The sequence below is a fragment of the Caulifigura coniformis genome (assembly GCF_007745175.1).
Classification (GTDB): domain Bacteria; phylum Planctomycetota; class Planctomycetia; order Planctomycetales; family Planctomycetaceae; genus Caulifigura; species Caulifigura coniformis.
Genome location: NZ_CP036271.1, coordinates 528,501 through 542,602, shown reverse-complemented (window position 1 = coordinate 542,602; position 14,102 = coordinate 528,501). Strand labels below are relative to the sequence as shown.

13 protein-coding genes are annotated in these 14,102 nt (G+C 64.3%); 7 read left to right on the top strand and 6 right to left on the bottom strand.

Annotation, left to right across the window (positions count from 1 at the left end; genetic code table 11):
• The first annotated feature begins 94 nt into the window (after nucleotides 1-94).
• From Pan44_RS02205 to tnpA, 4 genes are all read left to right on the top strand, one after another.
• The gene (locus tag Pan44_RS02205) at nucleotides 95-1,324 is read left to right on the top strand and encodes a glycosyltransferase (RefSeq protein ID WP_145026798.1); all 1,230 of its coding nucleotides are present in this window, start codon (nucleotides 95-97) and stop codon (nucleotides 1,322-1,324) included.
• Between the two features lie 114 nt (nucleotides 1,325-1,438).
• Complete coding sequence (locus Pan44_RS02200; protein WP_145026796.1) at nucleotides 1,439-4,201, top strand: cation-translocating P-type ATPase; 2,763 nt, start codon at nucleotides 1,439-1,441, stop codon at nucleotides 4,199-4,201.
• Nucleotides 4,202-4,290: 89 nt separating this feature from the next.
• Nucleotides 4,291-5,412, top strand: a complete 1,122-nt coding sequence (locus Pan44_RS02195) for a Gfo/Idh/MocA family protein (protein WP_145026794.1) — start codon at nucleotides 4,291-4,293, stop codon at nucleotides 5,410-5,412.
• Between the two features lie 197 nt (nucleotides 5,413-5,609).
• The gene (gene tnpA / locus Pan44_RS02190; RefSeq protein ID WP_145026792.1) at nucleotides 5,610-6,071 is read left to right on the top strand and encodes an IS200/IS605 family transposase; all 462 of its coding nucleotides are present in this window, start codon (nucleotides 5,610-5,612) and stop codon (nucleotides 6,069-6,071) included.
• Nucleotides 6,072-6,630: 559 nt separating this feature from the next.
• On the opposite strand, the gene Pan44_RS02185 is transcribed toward tnpA, so the two are convergent.
• The 5 genes from Pan44_RS02185 to Pan44_RS02165 form a co-directional block, all read right to left on the bottom strand.
• Nucleotides 6,631-6,855 carry a hypothetical protein gene (locus tag Pan44_RS02185; RefSeq protein WP_145026790.1) on the bottom strand — a complete coding sequence of 75 codons (225 nt, stop codon included), beginning with the start codon at nucleotides 6,853-6,855 and terminating at the stop codon, nucleotides 6,631-6,633.
• A 12-nt stretch (nucleotides 6,856-6,867) separates the two neighbouring features.
• Nucleotides 6,868-7,143, bottom strand: a complete 276-nt coding sequence (locus Pan44_RS02180; protein WP_145026788.1) for a hypothetical protein — start codon at nucleotides 7,141-7,143, stop codon at nucleotides 6,868-6,870.
• 98 nt (nucleotides 7,144-7,241) lie between these two features.
• Nucleotides 7,242-7,457, bottom strand: coding sequence for an HNH endonuclease (locus tag Pan44_RS02175; RefSeq protein WP_145026786.1), 216 nt, complete (start codon nucleotides 7,455-7,457; stop codon nucleotides 7,242-7,244).
• A gap of 39 nt (nucleotides 7,458-7,496) precedes the next feature.
• Nucleotides 7,497-7,985 (bottom strand): hypothetical protein, encoded by a 489-nt coding sequence (locus tag Pan44_RS02170; RefSeq protein ID WP_145026784.1) that lies wholly within the window; start codon nucleotides 7,983-7,985, stop codon nucleotides 7,497-7,499.
• A 92-nt stretch (nucleotides 7,986-8,077) separates the two neighbouring features.
• On the bottom strand, nucleotides 8,078-9,064 hold the full coding sequence (locus tag Pan44_RS02165) for a DUF1559 domain-containing protein (protein WP_145026782.1): 987 nt from the start codon (nucleotides 9,062-9,064) through the stop codon (nucleotides 8,078-8,080).
• A 280-nt stretch (nucleotides 9,065-9,344) separates the two neighbouring features.
• Here Pan44_RS02165 and Pan44_RS02160 point away from each other — a divergent pair, with 280 nt between their 5' ends.
• From Pan44_RS02160 to Pan44_RS02150, 3 genes are read left to right on the top strand one after another with little or no spacing between them, the layout of a single operon-like run.
• Nucleotides 9,345-9,908, top strand: coding sequence for a sigma-70 family RNA polymerase sigma factor (locus tag Pan44_RS02160; protein WP_197453767.1), 564 nt, complete (start codon nucleotides 9,345-9,347; stop codon nucleotides 9,906-9,908).
• Nucleotides 9,901-11,328, top strand: coding sequence for a FecR domain-containing protein (locus tag Pan44_RS02155; protein WP_145026778.1), 1,428 nt, complete (start codon nucleotides 9,901-9,903; stop codon nucleotides 11,326-11,328). The genes Pan44_RS02160 and Pan44_RS02155 overlap by 8 nt, the downstream gene beginning before the upstream one ends.
• Nucleotides 11,329-11,380: 52 nt before the next feature.
• Nucleotides 11,381-12,727 carry a sulfatase gene (locus Pan44_RS02150; RefSeq protein WP_145026775.1) on the top strand — a complete coding sequence of 449 codons (1,347 nt, stop codon included), beginning with the start codon at nucleotides 11,381-11,383 and terminating at the stop codon, nucleotides 12,725-12,727.
• Between the two features lie 829 nt (nucleotides 12,728-13,556).
• Here Pan44_RS02150 and Pan44_RS02145 read toward each other — a convergent pair.
• Nucleotides 13,557-14,081: a hypothetical protein gene (locus tag Pan44_RS02145; protein ID WP_145026773.1), complete on the bottom strand. Its 525-nt coding sequence runs from the start codon at nucleotides 14,079-14,081 to the stop codon at nucleotides 13,557-13,559.
• Nucleotides 14,082-14,102: the final 21 nt, after the last annotated feature.

Sequence of the window (14,102 nt, the reverse complement as noted above, 5' to 3'; positions counted from 1 at the left end):
CCACCACCCAGGCGCCAGGTGCGGTCAAACTCGAAGCCGTGACGGCCCCTGTGAACGTCACAGGGTCCGTCGCCTCAGCAAGGTCGTCACAGACGTGCATTTCGTTGTTTCACCACTCGGCAGCGCGGGAGATGTCTTTCCCTTTCTCGGATTGTCGCTGGAGCTCAAAGATCGCGGCCACGACATCACGTTCGCGACGAATGCTCATTTCGAAGAGCTGATCGTCCGCCACGGTCTCAAGTTCGTGGCTTTAGGGAGGGAGGACGACTACCAGGCGACGATTCGCAACCCCGACCTGTGGAGCCCCCGAAAGGCCTTTCCACACATCATGCGGTCGCTCCGCCCGATCCTGAGAACGCAGTACGACATCTGCGCCGCGGCCGGGCGCGATTCCGTCTCGCTCGTCAACGTGTTCGGATTCGGCGCGCTCCTCGCGCAGGAGAAACTCGGCATCCGCGCGGTCACCGTCCACCTGCAGCCCTCCGTCCTCTGGAGCAACGTCGATCCGCCAACCCTCCCCGGGCTGGGAGGTCCACGCTGGTTCAAGAGCTTCCTCTACGGGCTGGGCGAGAAGCTGGTGATCGATCCCGCAGTCTGTCCCTTTCTGAATTCGTGGCGAGCCGAACTCGGACTCCCTCCTGTCCGCCGCATCACCCGCTGGTGGAACTCTCCGGGCGGAGTGCTCTGCATGTTTCCTGACTGGTTCGCTCCGGTTCAGCCCGACTGGCCGGCGGGTGTTGTGCAGTCCGATTTCCCGCTCTGGAACGAAGGCTCGGCCCGGCCACTCGCCGAGGGGCTCGTCCGCTTTCTGGACGCAGGACCGCCACCGATCGTGTTCACGCCGGGAACGGCGAACATCCACGGGCGCCCCTTCTTCGAAGCGGCGGTCGACGCCTGCGGCCGGATCGGACGGCGGGCGGTCTTCCTGACCCAGCATCCCGAACAGGTTCCCGACAACCTTCCCGGCTCGATCCACTTCGAGCGCTACGCTCCGCTTGATCGGCTGTTGCCGAACGCCGCCGCGTTCGTGCACCACGGTGGCATCGGCTCGTCGTCCCAGGGATTCCTCGCGGGCATCCCGCAACTGCTGATGCCATTGGCGCACGATCAGTTCGACAACGCCGAGCGCATCCGGCGACTCGGAACAGGCCTGGGCGTTCCCGCGGCGAAGTTCAACGCCCGGACGCTGCAGGCCGGCCTGCAGCGGGTTCTCGAGTCCGTAGACGTCGCCGCGGCCTGTCGCGGGATCGCGTCCCGACTCGAGCGTCGCGACGGACTTCCGCGTTCCGCCGACATCCTGCTCGATCAGGTTCTCGGCGCATGAGGGGGAAGCCCGAGGAGATGAAATCTGCCTCATACAACGGATCGTCAAACGTGAAATCGTCCACTAGAGTCGTTCGAAGCTCTTGATACTTCATCGAACACGAAAACGGTTCACATGACCTCCCTGTCTTCAGAGGTATCCGACGGTCACTCGAAGTCCGTCGAAGACGTCCTGCGAACACTGGGGACGAGTGCGAAGTCCGGCCTCTCGACGGCCGAAGCTGCCAGGCGACTCGAGCAGTATGGCCCGAATGAACTCGACGATCGGGAAGTTCGCACCCCGTTCGACATCCTCGTCGAGCAGTTCAAGAACCCGCTCGTCTGGCTCCTCCTCGCAGCCGCGGTCGGCTCGGTCATTCTCGGCGACATCGTCGAAACGATCGCCATTCTCGCGATCGTCGTCCTGAACGCCGCGCTCGGCTTCTTCCAGGAGTACCGCGCCGAGAACGCCCTCGCATCACTGCGGAAGCTCTCCGAGCCATTCGCGTCCGTCCGCCGCGACAGCGACTGGTCGCGCATCCCGGCGCACGAAGTCGTCCCGGGCGACATCATCCAGCTTGAGGCCGGCAACCGCGTCCCTGCCGACGGCCGGCTCCTCGAGGCCGCACACCTGCAGATCAACGAGGCCTCGCTGACCGGCGAATCGATGCCCGTCGAGAAACAGACCGGGCCTCTTCCGGCCGAAACCGAGCTGGCCGAGCGTTCGAACGCCATGTATCTCGGGACGATCGTCTCCGCCGGCCGGGGCATCGCCGTCGTCACGTCCACCGGCATGTCGACCGAACTCGGCCGCATCGCGAGCATGCTCGCGCAGGTCAAGAAAGAAGACACGCCGCTTCAGAAGCGGCTCGCCCGCCTCGGCATGCAGCTGACCTGGGCCGCCGTCGCGCTCATCGCCCTGATGGTTGTCGTCGGCCTGTTCCAGAAGACGCCCATCAAGGACGTCATCATGACCGCCCTCAGCCTGGCGGTTGCGGTGATCCCCGAAGGGCTCCCCGCCGCCGTCACTGTCGTCCTCGCCCTGGGCACCCGGCGGATGCTCGAGCGCAAGGCCCTCATCCGTCGCCTCTCCGCCATCGAAACACTCGGCTCGGTCACTGTCATCTGCACCGACAAGACCGGCACCCTCACTCTCGGCCGCATGTCGGTCTCCCACGCGGCCATCGCATCCGGGATCGTCGAAGGCATCGGTGAAGCCTCGTTCGATGCCGGGAAGCACTCCCGGCTCATTCCGCTGCTGGCGATCGCCTCGCTCTGCAACGACGCCCCTGTCCATCAGCAGGAAGCCGAAAGCTCTGACGACGAGAAGAATGCGGCCCCCGAGGCGGGCGATCCCACGGAGATCGCGATCATCGATGTGGCTCCCCGCTTCGCCCTCGACGTCGCCGCCCTCCGGGCCGGCCTCCCGCGCGTGGAGGAATTCGCGTTCGATTCCGATCGCAAGCGGATGTCGACCGTCCACCAGCTCGATCGTTCGGCCGCGGAGCCACTGGCCCCGGTTCTCAGCGAGGCGTCATCGGGATTTGTCGTCGGCGCCAAAGGGTCGCTCGAAAGCATCCTCTCCATCTCCACGCAGGAGTGGACCACCGATGACCTGAAGCCGCTCGACGACGCGTCCCGCAAGGCATGGCATGCCCTCCACGACGACCTCGCCGCCGAAGGCGTTCGCGTCCTGGCGGTCGCCTGCGCGACGCGTTCCGACCTCCCTTCCGGCGATGACATCGAGCGCGATCTCACGTTCCTCGGCCTCATCGGCCTCAGCGACCCGCCCCGCGCCGAGGCCCGCGATGCCATTGCCAAGTGTTATCAGGCCGGAATCCGTCCCGTGATGATGACCGGCGACCACCCCCTCACGGCCAAATCGATCGCCGATCAGCTCGGCCTCAAAAGCGAGGGCGAACCTGCCGTCGGATCGAAGCTCACCGGGCTGTCCGACGAGCAGTTCACTGAGATCGCCACGAAGAAAAGCGTTTTTGCCCGCGTCGCCCCCAGCGACAAGATGCGCGTCGTCACCGTCCTCCAGGCCCGTGATGAAATCGTCGCCATGACGGGCGACGGCGTGAACGATGCCCCTGCGCTCCAGCAATCGACCATCGGCATCGCCATGGGCGTCACCGGCACCGACGTCGCCAAGGACGCTGCCGACGTCGTCCTCCTCGACGACAACTTCGCCACGATTGTCGCCGCCGTCGAGGAAGGCCGGATCATCTTCGGCAACATCGTCCGCTTCCTCACCTTCCTGCTCTCGAGCAACACGGGCGAGCTCTGCACGATGGGCGTCGCCATCGCGCTCGGCCTGCCACTGCCGCTACTGCCGCTGCAGATCCTCTGGATCAACCTCGTCACCGACGGCTTCCCCGCGCTCGGACTCGCCTTCGAACGCAGCGATCACGATTCGATGAATCACCCGCCCCGGCATCCCAAGGCCCCGCTCCTCGGCCGCGGCCTGATCATCGACCTCCTCTGGATCGGCTTCGTCATGGCCATCGTCTCCGTCGCCGCCGGGGCCGTCATCACCGGCTCACTTGCCGCCCCGAGGCCCGAAGACGAATCCCGCTGGCGAACCATGATCTTCTCGGTCCTCACGCTCACCCAGCTCGGACACGCACTCGCCCTTCGCTCCTGGCGGCAAACCCTCTGGGAAGTCGGCCTGACGACCAACCGGCTCCTGCTCGTCTCCGTCGTCGTGACCAGCGCCCTCCAGCTCGCGGTGGTCTACATCCCCGCCCTGCAGAAGATCTTCAACACTGTCCCCCTCTCCCTCACCGAAGCCCTCCTCTGCCCCGTCTTCGGCTCCGTCATCTTCATCGCCCTCGAAGCCCGCAAACTCATCCGCCGCCGCTTCTTCCCCAACGCCCAGCACGACAACGAGCCCTGAGCTCCTCGCGTCCCAGCCACTACCCACGCCGTCCTCCTCCCCGATAAACTTCCCGGCTCGCGTTCGCACCACCTCGAGGGGAAACATCCATGAGCGGTAAACCCATCAACGTCGCAATGGTTGGCCTGGGCTTCGGGGCCGAATTCATCCCCATCTACCAGGCGCATCCCCTCGCCAACGTCTACGCCCTCTGCCAGCGAAACGAACAAAAGCTCGCCAAATCCGGCAAGCAGTTCGGCGTCGAAAAACTCTTCACGAAGTACGAAGACGTCCTCGCCGACAAAAACGTCGACTTCGTCCACATCAACTCACCCATCCCCGACCACGCCTGGATGAGCATGGCCGCCCTCAAGGCCGGCAAGCATGTCATGTGCACCGTCCCCATGGCCACCACCATCGAGGAATGCCAGCAGATCGTCGAACTCGTCAAATCCACCGGCCTCAAATACATGATGGCCGAAACCGTCGTCTACAGCCGCGAATTCCTCTTCATCAAGGACATGTACCAGAAAGGCGAGCTCGGCCAGATCCAGTACCTCGCCGCCTCGCACCCCCAGGACATGGACGGCTGGCCCGACTACTGGGAAAAAATGATCCCCATGCACTATGCGACTCACGTCGTCAGCCCCTGCCTCGGCCTGATGAACAGCGTCGCTGAATACGTCAGCTGCTTCGGCTCCGGCGCCGTCCGCGAAGACATCCAGAAGAAGTCCGGCAACAAGTTCGCCGTCGAATCCTGCCACATCAAGATCAAGGATTCCGACGTGGCCGCTCACATCTGGCGGTTCCTCTACGACACGGCCAGGCAGTACCGCGAAAGCTTCGACGTCTACGGCACCAAGAAAAGCTTCGAGTGGACCCTCGTCGAACACGAGCCCCACGTCATCCACACCGCCAAGAAGCCCGAACCCGAAATCCCCACCAAGGTCGAAGTCCCCGACTTCGCGCACCTGCTGCCTGAACCGATCCAGCGGTTCACGAAGCCGTCCGAAATCCACGACTCCGAACACCTCTCCTTCATCCAGGGCGGCGGCCACGGCGGCTCCCACCCCCACCTGGTGAATGAGTTCATCACCGCCCTCGCCACCGGCCGCGACCCCTGGCCCAACGCCGTGCAGAGCGCCAACTGGACCTGCGTCGGCATCTGCGCCCACCAGTCGGCCGAAAAGGGCGGCGAGATCGTCAAACTGCCGGGGTTCACGCTGGGGTGATTTTCGGCACATCTGCCACGTTTTCGAACCAGCCCCGAAGGGGCGACACTGGTTAGCCGGGGGCGTAAGCCCCCGGACCAAATCCCCACAACAAACCCAAGCCCCAACGGGGCGACACACCCCACAACGCGCGCCCCCATTCTCATCGAACGTCCCGTCATCCTCGCGCCTGATCCACCTCCCCGGGCTCCCCTCTCATGGCCGGTTCCTTCGCCAGCCTCCACATCCACATCGTCTTCAGCACCAAAGAACGCCGCCCCATCCTCACCCCCCGGCTGCGTGACCTCGTCTTCCCCTACATCGCCGGAATCGTCCACGCCGAAAAAGGCCACCTCGTCGAAGCCGGCGGCGTCGATGACCACGTCCACCTGCTCGTCCACCTGCTCGTCCAGCTCCACCAGCAAACCTCCGTCGCCGACTGCGCCCGCCTCATCAAATCCAACTCGTCCAAGTGGCTCCGCGAGAACCACGACGACCGCTGGCTCGGCTGGCAGGACGGCTACGGAGCCTTCAGCGTCAGCCAGTCAAGCGTGTCCGATGTCCGCGACTACATCCGCACCCAGGAACAGCACCACGCCAAGACATCATTCCAGGACGAATTCCGCGCCCTTTTGACGCGCCACAAGATCGAGTTCAACGAGCAGTACATCTGGGCCTGACCTCCGCGCCCAGCCCCGAAGGGGCGACACCGTCTAGCCGGGGGCGCCAGCCCCCGGACCACGTCCCCATAACGAGCCCCAAGCCCCAACGGGGCGACACCCACCCGACTCCATCGCTCGACTCACCCCCGCCCGCAACACAACCCACTCGCCAACTGTGCCGCCCCTCCGGGGCTCCAACTCCCATCGCGTCGCGCCGACCGTGGGCTTACGCCCACGGCTAACCAATACCGCCCCTCTCGGGGCTCAAATCGCAACAAACGCCACCCGCAATCTTCCGCCCGCCCCCGCCCGCGCGACCCGCCCTACCCATCCCTCACGCCCCTGCACCGCCCCGCACTCCAACCCTGCCTCCGCCGCCCCCTCCAGCCCCGAAGGGGCGACACTGGCTAGCCGGGGGCAACAGCCCCCGGGCCACGCCGCCCTATCACCCAAAGCCTCAACGGGGCGACACAACCGCGCGACGAGCCGCCGCCCTGAACTCGCATGCTCACGCTGCTGCCGCGACGTGAGCATGGCACCCTCTTTCTTACCATTTCAGGCAATGCCACCCCGCCGCCTACCCCCTCCCGCTCACCTCACTCGTGATCCTCCCCGGACCGTCGATCGAAACACTCCGACCCGGTATGAACAGGGAGTAACCATCCTCATCCTCAGAGACCTTCCCCCACACCGCAAGACGCAGGTCCCACTCCTCGAAATAGAGGTTCAAATCGCAGGTCTCAATGTCGATCGTGGCCGCTTTGACTGTGTTTCCGATCAACTTCTCCAGGCCGGCTACCATCGGACCATCCGGCTAGCAGTCGGCGGCGGAATTGGTGATGACTTGCGTCACGCCGGGACGCTCAATGCCAAACGCCCACTCGGCACAGCCGACATGCAGGCCATACTCGCCCTCGTTCTCATTCGCCTCCGCGGAATAGGCCGGATTCCGCCGCACCGGCGTCCGCGGAATCTTCGCTCCCAGAGCCAGCGAGAACCGCGAACCGGCACAGCCCCCTGCCCAAACCATCCAGCACGGCTTCCCCACGATCCGTTGACACCATTCGTCGATCCAGCGTCGCTCATCCACGTCACAGTTCTCCCCGGATCCCCGCGTCCCCCTTCGGCTGCCACAACTCATCCGGGAAAGCGAGCCCACCAATATCGAAACCTTCCCTCCGGTATCGCCTACCGACAACCCCGATCAAACGCGGCGTCGAACAGCGCACTCAAACTTAGCCCGTTCGTCGGATCGGCCCGCCGCTTCGGATGCGTGCTCCACGGCAAAATGGAACTCGCCCGCAAGAGCACCCGCACCTTCAGGCCCGTGATCACGCACGTCGAGTTATAGAAAGCCAGCACCGCCCGACGGAAGAACGCCTGGACCTTCCGCGCGTTGACCACCCGCTGCCTCTCCGTTGGCGGACTTCAATGAGAGCGAGTTCAGCGCCTGCTCTTTTTCGGGGCCGCGGAATGGATCGGTTCGGGCTCGCCTTCCACCGCGAAGTCGATCGTTTCGCCGTCTTCGCCGACGTCCGCGGTCAGGCCCGAGGTGTCGGCCGCGACGTACTTCTGCGGCACTCGCGACAGCCCTTTGCTGACCGATCCATTGGGCATCGTCATGCCAGGAAACTCGATCCACGACATGACCGAGACCTTGTAAGACCCCGGGATCACTCCTTTCTGGCTCTCCGTGCGGCTCATTTCGTAGCTGCCGTTCTCGACCATCCCGATCGCGACCGTCATGCCCGTTGCGTCGTGAAAGCACACCGTCCCCTGGTCCAGCCGGACTCCATTGAGCGTGACGACGCCCGAAACGGGCACGGCGCCCCCGGGGTATCCGCTGCCGCAGCCGCTGGCGGCGACCATTCCCGTCATCGCCAGGCAGATGGCCCTGGCCCGGCGCAACATTTCGTATCGAATCGTTGTCACGGCTTCCCCTCATGCCAGCATGGAGCGCAGCTGGTTCAGGATTCAGGCGGCGCCGGACGATCTCGCGGGATCGTCCGTTCGCAACAGAACGATCAGAACTCGCCCACCGGCTGGGCGTCATAACGGTCGCCGAGGTAGCAGTAGGTCGTGTAGTCGATGTTCTCGCTGATGAATCGCACTGAGCCATCAACCAGCACGAATGTCGCTCCGCCCACGTGATAGCTGGCGTGGCTGCAGCCGACCGAACCGTTCTCCTGCTGCAGCAGTTCCATCTGCCGGAGATGGAGCGAGTTCAGCTTCACATGGAAGAACGAAACGGGGCCGCTTTCGTCCCACACCGAGCCTGTCTGGCAGTGATGCGGCTTGGCCTCTCCGAACAGCATCGTGTTGGAGGTTCCGTCGGTCACATCCCGGAACTGCATCCGCGTCACGCCCCGGCCGAACATTCCCCGAACGCTGGCGTTGTCGAGGTGGGCGTTGATGTTGCCTCCGCGGACGACGCCATCGGGATTGCGACAGAAGCTGCGGGCAGCGGTCGAGCAATCGCGCGGAGCGCCCGGGCCGGCGTCATGCGTTCCGCCGACGGGTCGATACATCGACTCCTGCGCATTCCCGCCGGTTCCTGCGAATTGCTGGTCCGTCACCCGTCGCCCCATACCGGCCTTGGGATTCGAAGGGCAGGTGGCGACCGTGAAGAACCGGTTCAAGACCTTCGCCCGGTTTCCACTCGGGTTATGCAGGGCGGTGAAGTTGTGGTTGAGGCTGTTGTACAGCGGGCCCTGGTCGATGTACGGCAGAAGCATCGTGAAATAGCCGCTGACCGAGTGGGCCTTCAGGTACACGGACCCCGGATCGGTCGCGCTCCCCTGCGCGAAGCTGCCCGCGTACGGGAAGACGCCGTGGGCATCGGCGTAGTTGTGCATCGCCAGCCCGTGCTGCTTGAGATTGTTGCGGCACTGCGTGCGACGTGCTGCCTCCCGCGCCTGTTGCACGGCCGGAAGCAGGAGCGCGATCAGGATGGCGATAATTGCGATCACCACCAGCAGTTCGATCAACGTAAATCCAGGACGTCGACTCATTCTTCTTCCCCCGAAGAAGTGTGAACAACAGTCTCGCCGGCCAACCGGGCCGACCGAGCAATGAATGATTTCGCAAAGATCAACGACCGCGGCCCGGTTGCTCTCATGGCCACGTCACCCTGTACATTGACCCGTCATCCGGAGATTCGACAAAAACTTCGGAAGTTTTTGCGATTCGAACACACTCCGAACTTCCGCGAAAAAAGCTGGGAAAAAGATGTCGAATTTCGGCCCCCCGGCCTCAACACCTGATGGTGATTGTTCGGGGGATGCTCGCGCCGTGACCCTGGAAAGCGAAGACGACCGTCGAAAGCAGTTTTTCAAGATGTACGTGGCCTCGGAGCCGTCGCTCCATCGATTCCTGAAGCTGCTCGTGCACGACGTCGGCCTCCTGGAGGAGGTCGTCCAGTCGGTGGCGCTCCGCCTGTGGGAACGATTCGATTCCTTCGACGCCACGCGACCGTTCGATGCCTGGGCCCGCGGGGTTGCCGTCAACGTGCTCAACGAGCTGCGTCGATCCGATCGCCGCTTCCCCCGGCTGCTCACGGAGGAAGGAATGCAGGGCCTCACGGCCGCTTACGCGCGTCAGCCGTTCGAGGGCTCCGAGCCGACCGATCAACTGCAGGCGCTGAGATTCTGCCTGAAGGGACTGCCGGATCGCGTTCGCGAACTGGTCGTTCAACGTTACTGCGAGGCGCAGTCGATTGAGGACGTCGCCATGCGGTCGGGAAAGTCGCTCCCCGCCACCTACAAGGCCCTCGGCCGGGCGCTCGAACGCCTTGCCGACTGCATGCACCGCCGGCTGGCCCTCATGGCCGGCGAGGGGAAGAGCGCCCATGCCTGATTCACCTGACCAGGACATCTTCATCGCCAGGTTCCTCGAAGGAAGCCTTTCCGACGAGGAACTCGTCGAGGCCTCCGCCCTGATGGAAGACCCGGAATTCGCCGACCGCGTGGTCCGCAACTCGCGCGTCCAGGAACTCCTGCTCAAGGCGGGAACCGAGATTCACGGGGCCGAATCTCATGATCCGTCAGAAGCCTCGTTGAGCCTTCCGCCCGACCATGCCTTCCGATCGCCGGCCCGCCGATCAGTTCGCACCCGATTGATCGCCTGCACTCTGGCCATGTCCGCGTGCGCGGGCTGGTTCCTGTTCACTCGTCCGTCGCCAGCCGTGGCGACGGTGTCGCGCTCGGTGAACGCCGTCTGGAAGTCGGGCGAGAAGCGCTGGTCCGTCGGAGATCAATTGCGCGCGGGCGACAGCCTCACGATGCAGGAGGGCCGCGCGGAACTTCTCTTCAAGAACGGGGCCGTCATGGTCCTCGACGGAGACGTCTCCATGAAGATGGTCTCGGCGGAGTCCGTGGCCCTGCTCCGCGGATCCGCGACGACCCGCCTCGACAAAGCCAAAGGCGGCGCCTTCGATGTCCAGACACCGTCGGCCCATGTCGTCGACCTTGGAACGGAGTTCGGAGTCCGCGTCCAGGACGATGGCAACACCGACGTCGTCGTCTTTGAAGGAGCCGTCGATATCCGGCCGCGGGGCGACAGGCCCAGTCCATCGCAGTCGCCCCAGCGTCTCGATGTCGGCGAGGCGCTGCACTCGAAGGCCAACGGCCCCTGGGAACGCCTCGTCTCCGTGACGGACGACGCCTTTCCCTCCACCGATCGGCTTTATCCCGTTGCGAAAACCCGCGCGCCGATCATCGCCAGCATCTCCGACAATCGCCGCCCCGGCGACAAGCCCAAGTTCTACCGCATCTGCCACGAGGGCTTCGTCGAGGATGCCAGGGCCTTCGTCGACATGCCCTACGAGTGGAACGGACTCACCGCCGAAGGGCTCCCCGCCTTCCTCCGCGGCGCCGACTACGTTCAGACGTTCAACACCGATCGCAGCCAGTCCAGCCTGAATATCACCGTGGAACTCGCCGCCCCGGCGATGCTCTACATCCTCTACGACAACCGCATCCTCATCCCCGAGTGGCTTGCCTCGGGGTTCGAAGACACCGGGGTCGACATCGGACTGGATGAAGAGCAGGGAAGGCTCAGGCAGTACCGGACCCCGCTCGAAATCGGAGGCGGAAAAGGAATCGACCAGACCTGCTCCGTCTGGGCCCGCCGCGTCGATTCCACCGGCCCCGTTGTCGTCGGACCGGTCGCCGCGCTCAAACCGGAATTCGCCGAGGCCGGCCGCACCATGCTCGGCATCGTGGCGCAGCCGCTCCCTCCGCTCGCTCGCCCGCACGATCGCGACGCCGCGGAGTAATCCTCGACCGCTTGTCAAAACTGATGGACTTTTCACCCCGGGTCTGATCTTCATGCTCCTGAAAAACTCCCTCTGCGGCCTGCTTCTCCTGGTGCTCAGCGCCGCGTCGATCGCCGCCGACAAGCCCAACATCCTCCTGATCCTCACCGATGACCTCGGTCATCGGGACCTCAGTTGCTACGGCTCCGACCTCTACCGCACGCCCCACCTCGACCGGCTGGCCGAGCAGGGCACGCGTTTCACCCACGCCTACACCGCCGCCCCGGTCTGCTCGCCCACCCGTGCCAGCATCATGACGGGCAAGTTCCCCGCCCGCGTTCGACTCACCGACTGGCTCACCGGCCACGTCAAGCCGCACGCGAAGCTCCGCATCCCCGATTGGACCACCCGCCTGCCCGAGGCCGAGATCACCATTGCCGAAGTCCTCAAGCCGCAGGGTTACGCCACCGCCTGGTTCGGCAAATGGCACCTCGGCGAAGGCGCGCAGGCCCACGGGTTCGACGCCGGAAAGGAAGACTGGGAACAGAACCGCAAGAAGGACCAGCAGGATCCCAAGGGCGTCTTCACCTTGAATCGCGAAGCGATCGCATTCCTCGATGAGAACAAGGAACGCCCCTTCTTTCTCACCGTCTCCCACTATTCGCCGCACGGCCCGGTTCGCTTCGAAGACAGCCTCAAGGATGAGTACCAGGCCACCGTCGATCGTCGCAGCCCCCGTCAGTCCAACGCCGGATACGCGGCGATGATCGAGGCCCTCGATACCAGCATCGGCCAGCTCCTCGCGGCTCTGGAGGAACGCGGCCTCGCCGGCAACACGCTCGTCCTCTTCAGCTCCGACAACGGCGGCGAACTGAACTTCACCAACAACGCCCCTCTCCGGGACGGAAAGGGAACGCTTTACGAAGGCGGAGTCCGCGTGCCGCTCATCGCCCGCTGGCCCGGCCACGTCCCGGCCGGAAAGATCAGCGATCAGGTCGTCTGCAGCATCGATTTCCTCCCCACCTTCGCGGCCCTCGCCGGCGCTCAGGTCCCCGACGATGTCGATGGCCTGGACATCAGCGACGTTCTGACCGGCAAATCCACCCCGCCCCGCGACACCCTCTGCTGGCACTACCCGCATTACCACCGCAGCACGCCCTGCGGCGCGATCCTCAAAGGCGACTGGAAACTGATCGAGTGGTACGAGGACGGATCGACGGCTCTCTTCAAACTCGATGAAGATCCCTACGAACAACGCGACCTGTCGGCCACACAGCCCGAGAAGAAGGCGGAACTCCTCGCCGAACTCGATCGCTGGCGGAAATCGATCGGCGCCCAGATGCCGACGCCCAACCCCGACTTCAACGCCGCCACGGCCGAGTTCACGGAGCAGCAGCTCAAGAAGCAACGGGGCAAGTAGAGAACTCACTGGGTCGGGTGGCTGACTGGTTCAGGCAATGCCAGCCGTCCGACGGCCGAGACCCTGGGCTCGGCAACGCTCTGCCGGGGCTCCCCGTGGGGGTGATTTCGCGTCGACCGGGACCTGTGACACGTGTGACACCTGTGACGGGACGTGTGACACGGCCGTCCCGGGTGGAAGGGGCTGCCGTGATTGAGGTTGCGGCTCGCGGGGAAACCTGTGACACCTGTGACGAAGTTTTCGTGGTCACCGGCGGTTGGTTTTGAGAGGCCGCACGCCTGCGGATTGTCCCCGTGGGTCGCGGGACGCGGGATGAATCGCCAAGGAACAGACGCATCACCATGACGCGGGCGGTTGCGCGCTGTGGGGGCGGACCGGGAGTGTTCACGCGGAGGACCGATGAGCGGCCGGGTCGAACCTACTTGCTCACGCTGCTGACGCGACGTGAGCATGGCACCCGTTTTTGGGGGCCGACTGGTTCAGGCAATGCCACCCGGCCCGCGGCGCATGATCGCACCGTTGTCTTGGCATCAGTGTGGCACACTCGCCCTGCCAATCTTGCGCGCCACTTCGAGAGCCCCGAAAGGGCGCTCCTCTCCAGCCGGGGGCGTCAGCCCCCGGTTGGGCATTGTTGAGACGAGACGAGCCCCGAAGGGGCGACACCGAGCTGGTCAGCAGGAACGCTCGGCAACGTTCGCCACGCCCTTCACTCCTGACATCGTTCAGGGCGTGCCACCCAGCCCGGGGGCGGTGATGGCTGGAGAGAGAGGTGCGTCGCGACGCACCCTACAGCACTTCACAAAAAATCGCCGGCTTGTGGCCGGCGTTCTTATGACTTCTTTTGTTTGACTTTGGCCGGCTTCTGCCGGCCCGCTCCCTTCTCCTCTAACCTCGTCACCCCCGAGCGCGAGTCGCTCGGCAGTGCTGGGCGTGCCTGCTCGTCATTCGCAGGTCGGTAGACCGGCAAGGTAAACGGAGGAAGCCCCATCCGACCGAGAGTCGATTGAACTAACTCTCGCCAATACGGCCAGCCGTTGTAGAGGCCATTTAGCTCTCCGAAGGCAACGATGTTGCGATCTTCAATACCTTCAGTGGACGGAATCGAGTAGACGAGTTCGTAAATTGCCTCGATGTGAAGAAGCGGCACCGATTTTTGTGAGTCGGTAGTGCCGATACACTCGAACCTCGCCGCAACCCTAACTTGCTTATTCTTCCCGTCGAGCTGTTGCGAAGTCGTAGATCGTAGAGACAGGGTTGGCGGTGGCCCCTCCAGAAGGCCTGCCTTCTGGTTCGCGGAGAACGACAGAAGCTTTACCCATTCGATCTGAACGCGCTGGGAGACGACGTAGGCCAACTCCACCTTCGATGGAGGAGG